Source organism: Vibrio sp. JZG120, from assembly GCF_053890955.1.
On the sequence record NZ_JBSRRK010000001.1, the window covers coordinates 1,341,752 to 1,354,883 of the forward strand.

At 43.8% G+C, this 13,132-nt stretch carries 12 protein-coding genes; 5 read left to right on the forward strand and 7 right to left on the reverse strand.

What is annotated here, in order from left to right; genetic code table 11:
- Positions 1-43: 43 nt before the first annotated feature.
- The 7 genes from ACWPOD_RS05815 to ACWPOD_RS05845 all read right to left on the reverse strand — a co-directional run bounded on the left by ACWPOD_RS05815 (position 44) and on the right by ACWPOD_RS05845 (position 8,004).
- Positions 44-1,384, reverse strand: coding sequence for an HlyD family type I secretion periplasmic adaptor subunit (locus ACWPOD_RS05815; protein WP_005392416.1), 1,341 nt, complete (start codon positions 1,382-1,384; stop codon positions 44-46).
- Positions 1,359-3,077, reverse strand: a complete 1,719-nt coding sequence (locus ACWPOD_RS05820) for a type I secretion system permease/ATPase (RefSeq protein ID WP_456231653.1) — start codon at positions 3,075-3,077, stop codon at positions 1,359-1,361. Before ACWPOD_RS05820 ends, ACWPOD_RS05815 begins: the two co-directional genes overlap by 26 nt.
- A gap of 153 nt (positions 3,078-3,230) precedes the next feature.
- The gene (locus ACWPOD_RS05825; protein WP_048625357.1) at positions 3,231-3,821 is read right to left on the reverse strand and encodes a calcium-binding protein; all 591 of its coding nucleotides are present in this window, start codon (positions 3,819-3,821) and stop codon (positions 3,231-3,233) included.
- Positions 3,822-4,028: 207 nt separating this feature from the next.
- On the reverse strand, positions 4,029-4,685 hold the full coding sequence (locus tag ACWPOD_RS05830) for a LuxR C-terminal-related transcriptional regulator (protein ID WP_080619247.1): 657 nt from the start codon (positions 4,683-4,685) through the stop codon (positions 4,029-4,031).
- Between the two features lie 228 nt (positions 4,686-4,913).
- Positions 4,914-5,582: a LuxR C-terminal-related transcriptional regulator gene (locus ACWPOD_RS05835; RefSeq protein ID WP_456231654.1), complete on the reverse strand. Its 669-nt coding sequence runs from the start codon at positions 5,580-5,582 to the stop codon at positions 4,914-4,916.
- Positions 5,583-5,830: 248 nt separating this feature from the next.
- On the reverse strand, positions 5,831-6,031 hold the full coding sequence (locus ACWPOD_RS05840; protein ID WP_047008479.1) for a restriction endonuclease subunit S domain-containing protein: 201 nt from the start codon (positions 6,029-6,031) through the stop codon (positions 5,831-5,833).
- A 56-nt stretch (positions 6,032-6,087) separates the two neighbouring features.
- Complete coding sequence (locus ACWPOD_RS05845; protein ID WP_456231655.1) at positions 6,088-8,004, reverse strand: methyl-accepting chemotaxis protein; 1,917 nt, start codon at positions 8,002-8,004, stop codon at positions 6,088-6,090.
- Between the two features lie 310 nt (positions 8,005-8,314).
- On the opposite strand from ACWPOD_RS05845, the gene ACWPOD_RS05850 reads away from it, so the two are divergent.
- From ACWPOD_RS05850 to ACWPOD_RS05870, 5 genes are all read left to right on the forward strand, one after another.
- A complete protein-coding gene (locus ACWPOD_RS05850; RefSeq protein WP_005392397.1) occupies positions 8,315-9,271 on the forward strand; it encodes an AAA family ATPase in 957 nt (318 codons plus the stop codon).
- A gap of 14 nt (positions 9,272-9,285) precedes the next feature.
- Entirely contained in the window at positions 9,286-10,212 is a 927-nt protein-coding gene (locus tag ACWPOD_RS05855; RefSeq protein WP_301576458.1) for a DUF58 domain-containing protein, read from the forward strand.
- 38 nt (positions 10,213-10,250) lie between these two features.
- Complete coding sequence (locus tag ACWPOD_RS05860) at positions 10,251-10,727, forward strand: DUF4381 domain-containing protein (protein ID WP_047008481.1); 477 nt, start codon at positions 10,251-10,253, stop codon at positions 10,725-10,727.
- Positions 10,720-11,724 (forward strand): vWA domain-containing protein, encoded by a 1,005-nt coding sequence (locus ACWPOD_RS05865; RefSeq protein WP_456231656.1) that lies wholly within the window; start codon positions 10,720-10,722, stop codon positions 11,722-11,724. Before ACWPOD_RS05860 ends, ACWPOD_RS05865 begins: the two co-directional genes overlap by 8 nt.
- Positions 11,717-13,132: VWA domain-containing protein (locus ACWPOD_RS05870; RefSeq protein ID WP_456231657.1), on the forward strand; the 1,416-nt coding region annotated here is incomplete at its 3' end. The genes ACWPOD_RS05865 and ACWPOD_RS05870, both read left to right, overlap by 8 nt.

The following is a 13,132-nucleotide window of genomic DNA, read 5'->3' on the forward strand; positions in this document are numbered from 1 at the left end:
ATTATTTTGTCAGTTGTCCGTGTTCACTCAAGTACTTTTGAGATTACTCCTCTCTAAAGGCGCGATTCATGCTTTCAGTGATTGGCTTTATTAAATAACTTAAAGGCGTTCGCGGTTCAGATAAAATAAGCACTTCCGCGTTCATTCCTGAAGTTAAGCGGTGTTTGGCTACATCTTCTTGCGAAATTGCAATTCTAGCGAGGTAAAAATCCTCTTGGTTTTCTTGTGAAAGCTTATCCGCAGAAATCGTTAACACCGTACCGTCTAATGGTGCCAACGTTCTAGCATTCAGAGCGGTCAGACGAACATGCGCCTGCTGACCTGGGTTAACTAAATCGATATCCTGGGGATTCACGCGAGCCTCGACTAACAACTTATCGTCTTGAGGAACCAACTCCAATAGCGTTTCACCCGAACCAATCACACCTTTTTCAGTAAACACCTGCATGTTGACCACACGGCCTGCAATAGGTGCATTGATGGTTGTTCTCGCTACAATATCTTGTGCTGAGCGATACTCTTCACGAATGGCGACGATTTCCTTTTTGGTGTTTCGTAGCTCCTCGACAATCTCATTTAGTCTTTCAAGCTTCAACTCTTCAATTTGCGCTTGGTTTTCATCCAACCTTTTGCTTACTGTAAGTGATTGTCTGTCTAACTGACTTAAGGTACTCCGCACTTCCGCCGCAAGACGTTTGAGTTGAAGTAAGGTGGATTTACCCGAAAAGCCTTTTTGAACTAGAGCTTGGTTACTGTCAATTTCTTCGGCGATAAAATTGAGTCTTTCTCTCTCAATTACTTTGGTTTGCTGGAGGTTTTCCAGCTCCAAATTTGCCCCAGAAATACTCTGCTCAATGATGCTCAGCTTACTATCAAAGAATCGCTTTCTCGCTTCAAAGATCTTGTTTTGAACCAGTTGAGCTTCTTGGACGATATCGACGCGAGGAATACTTTCAAGATCATCAGACCATACGATCGTTGGCAATTCATCTAGCTCAGCACTTAGACGGTTTTCCTTCGCTAGAGTATGAATAAACTGACCACTTAATGAATCCAACTTCGCCATAGCTTGTCGCTTAGAGAGTTGAATTAATAATTGACCTTTTTCAACTAAGTCCCCCTCCTGCACGTACAGCTTTTCAATAATGCCGCCTTCTAGATGTTGAATTTCTTGTCGCTTAGTGAGAACAGACAAATCGCCATAAGCAATTGCAGCACTCTCTAATTTCGCTGTCGCAGCCCAGTAGCCTAGGCCACCAAGAAAAATACTTAGCGTCACCACACCAAGTAAAATTGGTTTTCGAAAGCTTAGTTTCGCTTGCGGACTAAAACGATAAACGGTTTCAGACGGATGCTGATTAACGGCTGGCAGTTGATTGCTCATTTCTTACCCTTGGAATATCTGTTCTTTCTTCGCCCATCAAGCGTTTTAATACTTCATCTTTAGCACCGTATAATTTGACTCGACCTTCAGCCAAATACAGCAATCTATCCATTTGTCGTAATGTACTCGGATTATGGGCAATGACGATAATCGTTGAGCCTTGCGCCTTTAAATGGGCAATCAAACGTTGATATGCAGCCTCTCCTTCACCATCAAGGTTGACATTAGCTTCATCGAAAATCACAATAGATGGATCGCCATAAACGGCTCTTGCAAGTGCGATTCTCTGCCTTTCTCCTCCAGATAAACCACGGCCATTTTCGCCAATAACGAAATCATAGCCTTTGTTTTTCTTGAGTATTAATTCATGACATCCTGCTAGTTGCGCCGCCTTGATGACTTTAGCGGGGTCTTCTTCTTTGAAGCGCGCGATGTTCTCCCGAATTGTGCCAGGAAACAACTCTACTTCTTGAGCGAGATAACCAAAATGGGCGCCGCGATCTTCCGATGCCCAAGTAGACACTTCCATACCATCAAGCGTAACCTTACCTGCTAATGGCTTGATCGTACCTAATAACAACCGAGCAAACGTCGATTTACCAGTACCAGAAGGGCCAATAACTCCGACAGCGACTCCGGGAGGAATAGATAAGCTGATCGATGAGAGTACAGGCTCTGTTGTGCCAGGATGGCGATAAGCAAGTCCAGTAAGTTCATAGTGTCCTTTTGGCTTTGGCAGTGGCATATTCGATTCATCTTGACGCACGATTGCGTCGATTTCTTTTAGCCGTTTATACGCGCCTTTAGCAGACATAGCACTTCGCCATGTACCAATCGCCTGCTCCATCGGCGAGAGTGCCCGACTCATTAAAATGGAACTCGCGATCATCGCTCCCGCAGTAATCTCATGTTGGATCACTAACCATGCTCCGCCCCCCAGCAAAAAGATCTGTAGTGAACCACGTACAAACTTAGAAAAGTTAGCCATGTAAATGGACTTACCTGCCACTCGCTCTTCGAGCACATTGACTTCATTCACGCGCGACTGCCATTTCTCTAAAAACGCGTTCATCATCCCCATCGCAAGAATTGAATTGGCATTTTGCGTGGCTAGCTCGGCGTTGTTGATATGAGAGATCGCCCTAACTTCACTTTCTTGCATGGTTTTACGCGTCATTAGCTCATTGAGTAGCCCGAGACTAAACAATACGATAGACCCGAGTAACGCGATGTGACCCAATACTGGGTGCAATAAATATACGAACAAAATAAACAGCGGTGTCCAAGGCGCATCCAATAGTGGATAGGGTGCTTGGCTGCTCAAAAAGCTTTTGATGTTCTGAATGTCTCGCAGCGTTTGCGAGGTGTAACTCTTCCCTGTGTGCGATTGGTATTGAATGCTGCGCTTAAGCATAAAAGTGGACAGTTTGGTGTCCATCCAATAACCAAATGATTTACTCATTTGCGCGCGAGCGATATCAATAATCGACATAGTTAGTAACGCGACAATCACGATAATAGTGAGCAAGAGTAGAGTATCGGTTGAATAGGAGGATATCACTCGGTTGTACACTTGAAGCATGTACAAGGGTATCGAGAGGACTAGTAAGTTGATAAAAAGGCTAAAAGCGATTAGCAAGCCCGCAAGCGTGCATAGTTTTTGTCTCACTTCTTTGAAAACCGTTTTTTGCACGACTATTTCCGTTTAAATTGAAAATGTAGGCGCCAGCAAAAGCTAGCACCTAACTTAAGACAGCCTCAAATACACTCTAGAATGACCGAGTTAGTTCACCTCAGCGTGACAGAGCCACACAAACTAAATCCCATTCTGAGTGATTTAAGTCATTTAGATTGCAAATAAATCCGCACCGTAAGTATTGATGTCAGCTTCGGTAACGCCAATGAGTTTCACGGTCAGATCAGCACCATCGGTAAACACGGCATTACCTACAGCATCATAGCTAAAGCTTAAATCACCGAAGTCTGTGACCGAGTCGCTAATAATGTGCAAAGAATCTTCACCAATGGTGAAATCCACAACTTTTGCTTCGCCATGGCCACCAAACTTATCCGTGAACACAAACTTATCGCCATTGCTGCCGCCAACTAGAACATTATCACCAGAACCAGCTACAAGAATATCTTCACCGACGCCGCCATTTAGTTTGTTGTCACCCAACAAACCCAAAAGCAAATCATTACCTGTACCACCGCCGAGGTAATCGTTTCCTGTACCAGCCCTTAAGATGTCATCACCAGCACCACCAGTTAGGCGATCATCACCGTCGCCACCGATCACATAATCGTTACCGCCACCGCCAACAAACGAATCATTACCACCAAAACCAATAAACAAGTCATCGCCGCCATCGAAATCAGCAAATTGGTTATTTACACCTGCATCGCCTAGATACGTGTCATTGTCACTTGTGCTCATTTTTATTCCCTCTTGTCTTAATAATTGAATAGACCTTTTATTCTATGTCTGAGTAGATTTGTAACAGACATGAGAAGTCTAATAGTCAACCGAATAGGAATAAGTTTGAATATGGGATGATATTTCAGACTGACATTTTAATAATAAATATAAAACTTAGTACTTTATAGAGTATTTTCTTTTTATTACAGTAAGTTAATACTAGTACTACAGATTTCGCCTAGCCCAACTTGTTGCTTGCGTACGGTTCTTTACTTCTAACTTTCTAAAAATATTGTATAGATGTGATTTAATAGTATGCTCACTGATAAATAAAGAATCAGCAATTTCCATATTTGAGCCTCCTTCTTTCAACATTTTTAAAACTTGAATTTCACGCCGAGTAAGCTCTACCTCGATAGCAGGCTCAATAATGCTATTCGCTTCTTTTCCTCGATAATAATTAACCAGCTGATCCAGTAATCTTCGAGACAGCCAATTATCTCCTTTTATTATTGCTTTTAACCCCTGACACACCTTGTCCATGGAGTCTCCCGGACCGAATATACCCTTTACATGCGGCCATGAGGCGAGTTCTTCTGTGTCTAAGTCATAACCTAAATTAAGCATTATGGTTCCTAGTACTTTATTACTATCTTTTAAATAAACTAAAGTTTCGGATGGAATCTCAACTGAAAAATCAACAAGCAAAAAGTAGCGTTCCGGAATGAGTTCGTGATAACTAGGGTTTTTAGTATCTATGATCGTTATTTTAGTTTCTATATTTTTAGAAAGCATTTCCTTAAAGTTTTCACTCTGTAAACTTTGTTGAGTGAGCATTAGGACTTCAGGCTTTTCCATATACTGTTCCATAATGTTTCTCATACTTTCAGTGACTTAACATTCTTAAATTAGTCGTTAATCGTCCGCACTTAGTGTGATATGTAAGTGCTAGTCCACAGAGTAAAGTTATTTGCTACTTTTTTAAATTCCAAAGTTATTAAAAAGAGAATCAAAAAAAGTGTTTCTCATAAAAGAAACACTTTTAACACATTTAGGTCACAGTAATGATTAAGAATTCACTAAATTAAATAACGCAATATTTCAAGGACATTACACTGTTAACGAGTTATCCGAAATATTTTCTTTCGCCCAAATAAGTGCTTGGACTCTATTTTTTACTTCAATCTTCTTGAAAATATTGTGTAAATGAGTCTTTACCGTATTCTCGCTCACAAATAGTTGTTCAGCAATTTGTTGATTGGAAGCCCCCATAGAGAGAAAGGTAATTATTTGTTGCTCTCGTTTGGTCAAAATAGCGGGAACATTCTTATTTATAGGTTTGCAGTGGCGACGAAGGTGAGTAATGTATTGCTGAGAAAACTTACGGCTGAACCACATATCCCCCTGAAGTACCTTACCAATCCCAACTTGCAGCGTTTTTATATCATCAGAGGTATAGAAAATACCTGCTAGAGTACGCCAAGCAAAAAGATCTTCAGTCGAAATGGATTGATCACAATTAATTAAGATTTCGAGCGTATCTTTCTGTTGCGACTCTTTCAACTCCGAATAACACCGAAATATTTCATCAGTGATCACGCTGCAATCAACAATAATGGCCGACGCTAAAGGCGAATCTAACGCTCCGTGAATAAGAGAGTCTGGTGTGATTAGAGCAACACTAATACCGAGTTGGGTCTCCAATACATCTTTCAGCAGAGATGACTGCAGACTGCCCTCCGTGATTAAAATGACATTTCTTGTTTTTTGTTGCTCCATCCTGATCGCATTCCCTTGGTCGCTTTTATTGAAATACGCAATAGATTTAGATAGAGCAGTAGTATTGTCAAGTATGAAAATAACTAGTACTAATTAATAACTCGTTGAAGTGTCAATAATTTTTAAGTGGCAAGTATGTAAGAGGTATTAGCATTTTTCAGGCATTAAAAAAGGGAGCATACACTCCCTTTTTTGTATTTGAGTTGGTGATTTTGTCGCACCCGTTAGAGCCGAAACCTCACCCTAGCTTAGTGAACTGGAACAGAGTTTTTTTGGTTAAATTTACCAAAGTGTTGCTCTAACACTTCTGCCGTCAACTTACCTTCTGCTTCCAGCTTTTTTAGCTCAGCGACGATCGCTTTTTGCTCTTCTAGCGACGGCAGTTTTACTTCTGGCTCCTGAGCGGCTTCCTGAGAAATCTGCTCTAGTTCTTTTTCGAAGTCATTCATAGTACTTACCTAAATTTAGTTAGTGAACTTTTAAACTTCGGCTATTCTATCCAACTCTATAGCTTGAAGCTACCAACCATCTTGTCCAGACGTGAAGAGAGCGCTTGAAGATCACGACTTGCATCCGCCAGTTCTTCTGCCGTTGCCGTTGTCATTTCATTGATCGCGTTGATTTCTTCAATGTTTTGGTTAATGGTATGCACCACAGTGGATTGCTCTTCCGTCGCCGTCGCAACTTGCGTATTACGATCAGAGATGTCTGTAATTCGCTCAGAAATATTGACTAACACTTCCACTGCTTCATCGGTTGAAGCGACCCCTTCAATAGTGACCGCTTTACCCGCTTCCATCGCACTTACCGCATCTTGTGCGTCACTTTGAAGTTGGTTGATCATCCGTTGGATCTCTTCTGTTGAATCAGCCGTGCGTGACGCTAGGTTTCTTACCTCGTCAGCAACCACCGCAAAACCACGACCTTGCTCTCCAGCGCGTGCAGCCTCAATCGCGGCATTCAACGCGAGCAAGTTGGTTTGTTCTGATATGTCACGAATTACGCCCAGAATCGAGCCAATATCTTTAGTTGTCGATGCCAGCTGCGTGACGACAATATTGGTCGTTTCTACGTCATCAGCTAGGCGGCTAATCACCTCTTTGGCTTTCATAACCACTTCACGACCCGTTTGAGTATTATCAGAAGCCTGATTTGCCGTATCGGCAGCAGTAGCCGCGTTCGATGCAATTTCGCTGATGGTCGCACCCATCTGGTTAATCGCCGCAACAACTTGAATGGTTTGATCACGTTGCTCTTGGCTGTTGTCATGTGTGGATGTTGCTTTCGTCGAAACACTTTCTGCGGCTTGACTTAATGAGCCACTGGTTAAAGCAACTTCTTTCATTGTGGCGTGGATCTTCTCAATAAATCCGTTGAAGCCTTTTGAAAGCTGAGCAATTTCATCATTACCCTGAATTTCAATGCGCTGCGCCAAGTCGCCTTCACCTTGCCCAAGGTCGGTAAAACGATCGGCAATCAGTCGAATTGGTTTAGTAATACTATTTGCCAACCATACGCCCATCAGAATGAATACAACGGCGACAATGATGGTCGTAAACAGCATTTTTTGCGCAGTAGCATTTAGGTCCGCGAAGACTTCATCGACAGGAACTACACCAATGACAAACCAATTCATTGAAGGAACATACAAACTGGAAACAAACGTGTCCTGCCCTTCAAAGTCCACATTAATCAAATTGAAGCTGTTTTTATTCAGCAGTGCACTCGCATCACTACCAAATAGCTTGGTGATAGAAGTTTGGTTTTTACCTTGTTGACGATGTATTTGAATCTCACCCAGTTCGTTAGTGAGGAACACATAACCCGTATCTTCAATTTTAAACCCATTGAGCAGCGCAACCATGTCGTCCATCGACTTTGAAAGACCTGACATTGATGTACCATTTAAGTCTTGGTAGTTGGCAAACATTTTTACTTCGCCGTTTGCCTCTTGGAAAACGCTCACTGACGTTTCTTGACCAGAAGACGTAAAGCCAAAGAACCAAGCATCTTGAGTTCGATTAAGCTGACGCAAGAACCCGTTTTGATTCCAGTAATATGCCGTTTGACGATTGGCTACCGACGCATCATTAAGTCCGTACTGGGATTTAACGTTATTGAGCTGCTGAACTAACTGAACTTCTACCGACGGGTCGCGGTCTGTATTAGATACAGCTTCGACAATAAACTCGTTTGTTGCGAGCTGTTTTGCGGCTTGTTGCATCTCTACAACTTCGCGGTCAATTTCTGTATTGATTTGCTGCAGCATCGCAGGTAGTTCGATATCAATAAGACGGTGGCTCAACACATCTCTTGCATGACGCTGAGCCATAACACCAACGATAATTGTTGATGCTAAAACAGCAAACGTAATACCAAGTACAACCTTCTGTTTGATGCTCAAGGAATGAAGTTTCAACATATTCGGACCTTTTAAAAGAATCACTTGTTATTGGCCCCATAAGGGGAATCTGGTGCATATCTCATGACACGCACATCACAGAAACTTTATCGGCTCACATATACAAAACTAGAGGCATTTCTCACTATATTATGAAAAATAAATGTAACGCTCTGTCAGATAAGAACTTTCAGTGATAGCAAGTACTTGCAATTCTCTGCAGAGTCCCAATATTGAAAAGATAAATTGCGAAAGCGCATTGGAACTTTTTCCATCTGGAAAATGACCAATACTCAACACAAAAATCAAATGGATATCGAGAGTCCAAAGCATGCATAAATCTAACTTCGAAACTCTTCAGCAATACCTAGAGTCGCAGATCATTGGTCAGCAAGATCTAGTTAAACAACTGCTTGTTGCCCTTTTAGCAGATGGACATATTTTGGTTGAGGGCCCTCCTGGGCTGGCAAAAACCCGTGCAGTAAAATCGCTCTCAGATTGTGTTGAAGGCGACTTCCACCGAATTCAGTTTACCCCTGACTTGCTGCCAGCCGATTTAACCGGCACTGATATCTTCCGCCCTGAAACCGGAGAGTTCACTTTCCAATCTGGTCCTATCTTCAATTCTCTTATTCTTGCGGATGAGATAAACCGTGCACCGGCCAAAGTACAAGCGGCGATGCTTGAAGCAATGGCAGAGAAACAAGTAACAGCAGGTCGTCATACCTACCCGTTGCCAGAGTTGTTTTTGGTCATGGCGACTCAAAACCCGATTGAACAAGAAGGGACTTATCCACTACCTGAAGCGCAGCTAGATCGCTTTTTATTACATTTAGAAGTGGAATACCCAGATGCGGAACATGAGCTATCTATCTTGCGTATTAACCGCGGTGAAGCAAAAGGCGAAACTACCGTCGAGCGCCCAATGTTAAGCCAACAAGATATATTCACTGCGCGTAAAGAAGTGTTGGATATTCATATGGCCGAAACGATAGAGCAGTACATCGTCCGTTTAGTTATGGCAACACGTCGAGCCAGCGAATATGACACTGAGCTGGATAAGTGGTTGTCAATGGGCGTTAGTCCACGTGCCACCATCGCTCTGGATCGTTGTGCCCGTGCGCACGCTTGGCTTGCAGGTCGTGATTTTGTGTCCCCAGAAGATGTTCAAACCATGGCTTATCCGGTTTTGCGCCACCGTTTATTACTGAGTTACCACGCTCAAGCGGAAGGCATTACGGCAAACCAAGTCATTGATAAGCTGCTAAACCTCGTTGGCAGTGCATAAGACGAGGGAGTGATATGTCCACAACGCATCCATTGCCACCTCATACGAATGGGGTGACATTAACCCTTGAAGAGCTGCTGCAATACCGCACTCAATCTGTACGTTGGTTGCCACCAGCACAAAGTATCTGGTCGCAAATGAGCGGTAACCATACCAGCCGCCAAAAAGGGCGAGGCATGGATTTTATGGAAGTACGCCAATACCAACCTGGCGATGATATCCGCAGTATTGATTGGCGGGTAACTGCTCGTACAGGTAAAGCGCACACAAAGTTATTTGCAGAAGACAAAGAGCAAGCTGTGATTCTTTACCTTGACCTGAGTTCTAGCCTACATTTTGGGTCTAAGTATATGCTGAAGTCGGTTCAATTGGCTCACTTTGCCAGCGTGTTGATTTGGCTCACTTTGGCTAAAAAGGATCGCATCGGTGCGGTGATTGACGATGGACATCAATGTTTTGAGTTTCGCCCTTCCTCTCTACAAAAACAGGGGCTGCGGATTCTTAATGCTATCGTCGATACACATAACGCGCAGGTGGCTCGTACTGCCAACAACGAGGCTCGTACACTGCAGTATACTCAGGTGTTAGAAACACTTCATACACTGACACCTAAGGGCAGCGAACTGATTATGCTCAGCGACTTTGCCCACATAAGCGCAGCAGAGTTGACGCAGTTACGTCGACTAAAACAGCACAACAGTGTGAGGGCTATTCAGTTTTATGATCCTTTAGAAAGAGGTGAAACAAACTTTAGAGGTCAAGTAAAAGCCTCGGATGGACAACGTAGTCAATGGTTCAACTTTGGCTCCAAGGGCCAAAGAAAGGAACTCGAAACACACTTTACTCAACACCAAGAAACCATTAAACAGCAATGCCATTCGATGGCGATTCCATTTAACACGCTATCAAGTGGTTGGCCCTTGATTTCACAATTAAGCTAACAAACTGTACAAGCAGCATTTATTAAGCAGTAATAATAATGACAACAAACAACCAAAGCCTAGACCTTGAACCTCTGATTTTACCAAACGCTCCGGATTGGTTTCCGCTCGCTTGGGGATGGTGGGCAGTGCTTGCGGCCACCGTACTTTTCGTTTTCAGCATTTATCTTTATACGAAGTGGCGTAAAAAACGCCTACGCGCGCAAAAGGCAGCCTTAAAACTTTTAACTCAATCTGTCACACCTCATACCCCTTCCTCTGCTCTAGAAATATTGCGTCAGGCGGCATTGAGTTACTTTCCGCGTGAAGAAATCGCGCCATTAACTGGAATCGCTTGGTATGAATTTCTCGATAGCCATACCAAAGAAACTCGATTCGTAGACAAACAACATCAGTGGCAAGAAGCGCTGTATCAGAAATCCTCTCAAGAAAATCATCAAAGCTTGGTCGATGATTGTGTCTTTTGGATAACTCACGCTTTGCCACCAAAGAAAAAGGCAAATAACCGTGACTGAGCAAACACTCATAACCGATCTTGCCCAATGGCTAAACATTGAATTTGTCTGGTGGTGGGCACTATTTTTGCTGCCTGTCCCCTGGCTGGTATACAAGCTCCTGCCACAAGAATCTCAACAAGCCGAGATCAAATTGGCGTACTTACCAACTAATGAGAATGGCAGCAAGCCTAGGCAAGCCCTGCAAAAATCACTATCAATGGCGATCTGGGTTCTTCTTATCATTGCTTGTGCGCGTCCAGTTTGGTTTGGTGATCCAGTTGAGTTCCAACCCAAATATCGGGACTTGATGTTAGTCGTCGACCTATCTGGCTCGATGCAGCAAGAAGACATGGAGCTCAACGGCGAATACATCGACCGCCTCACCGCTGTCAAAAAAGTTCTGTCTGATTTCGTGGCAAAGCGAAAAGGCGACCGTCTCGGGGTTGTTTTGTTTGGCGATCACGCGTATTTGCAAACGCCACTCACTGCAGACCGTAAAACCGTCATGCAGCAGATTAATCAAACCGTCATCGGCTTGGTTGGTCAACGAACCGCCATTGGTGATGGTATTGGTCTAGGCACGAAAACTTTTGTAGACAGTGATGCTCCACAACGAGTCATGATTTTGCTTAGTGACGGCAGCAATACTGCCGGTGTGCTCGAACCGCTCGAAGCAGCGGAAATCGCAAAAAAATACAAAGCGACCATTTACACCGTAGGCGTAGGTGCTGGTGAAATGATGGTGAAAGAGTTTTTCATGACTCGTAAGGTTAACACCGCAGCCGACTTGGATGAGCAAACACTAACTAAAGTGGCAAAGATGACTGGTGGACAATATTTTCGGGCGCGAGATACTGATCAGCTCGAAAAGATCTACGACACGATCAACCAGCTCGAGCCCGTGTCAAGCGACACGCAAACTTGGCGTCCGCAGTCAGAATGGTTCCCATACCCATTAAGCGCTGCATTCGTACTGTCGGTATTGTTATTCCTACTGAGGAGAAAACATGGCTGAGTTTATTTTCCTTAACCCTTCTTGGCTTTTGGGGCTTATCGCAATCCCTATTGCGCTCTTGCTCAATCACAAATTTAGAGCAAAAAAATCGACACTGATTGCCCCTCACCTAGCTAAAGTGCTCGGACAAAACACGCAGTCCAAACACTATTTTATTCTCTGGGGCGTAGCTTGGGCGCTTGCCTGCATTGCGCTAGCGGGACCAAGCTGGCAATCCAACGCTCGCCCAAGCTTTGAGTTAAACCAAAACCGCATTTTAGTGCTTGATATGTCTCGCTCGATGTTCGCTACGGACATCAAGCCTAATCGACTCGCGCAAACACGTTATAAGGCGCTGGACTTACTTCCTAAATGGAAAGAGGGGGCTACAGGTCTTATTGCTTACGCTGGCGATGCCTATAACTTAAGTCCACTGACGACTGATTCCAGTACGCTTGCCGGCATTATCGAGAATTTGTCACCAGAGCTAATGCCTTTTCAAGGGGCAAACCTGCCTTCCGCAATTGAATTAGCGCTCAACCAGTTCTCTCAAGCAGGTGTGCAACAAGGCGACATCATCGTGTTAGCTGATGACCTTGATGAGTCAGAACTGTCTCGCGCGTTGAATTTAGTCGAAGGTAAAAACATTCGGATCTCTGTTCTTGCAGTAGGAACCGCTAATGGTGCTCCCATTGCCCTACCCGATGGTTCTCTTTTAAAAACTGCACAAGGCACAACAGTCGTAGCGAAAACAAATCTGAAGAATTTGCAAATACTAGCAAAGAAAACAGGTGGAATTTTTGTTCCTATTCAGCACACCAATCGCGATGTTGAGAACATTTCGGCCTTTACGAGCAACGTTGGCAGTCAACTTTCGGCCAAGAAGAGTGAAGAAGTGAGCACTGACTCTCGCTTAAACGGTGGCTTTTGGTTGCTGCCGCTGTTACTTCTGCCTGCAGCTTTACTGTTTCGACGCGGCCTGATTTGGATGCTTGTGGCAACAGCAATACCGATGACTTGGACACAACACGCCGAAGCAAATCCGTTCTTAAATGCCGATCAACGAGGAGCGGAACTCTACAAGCAAGGTGAGTATGAACAAGCTCAAAACCTATTTACAAACCCAAGCTGGAAAGGAGCCGCCAGTTACCAAAAAGGTGACTACGAAGCCGCTATTGAAGCATTTTCTCATGACGCCTCTCCTAACGGCCGCTATAACCTTGCCAACTCTCTGGCGCAAAATGGTCAATTAGAAGAAGCGGCAGAGCTTTATAAAAAACTGCTTGAAGAAAAGCCCAACTTTGAAGCTGCAAAGAAAAACTTGTCGGTTGTGGAACAGAAGCTGAAACAGCAACAGCAACAGCAACAGCAACAGCAACAGCAACAGCAACAGCAACAGCAACAGCAACAGCAACAGCAACAGCAACAG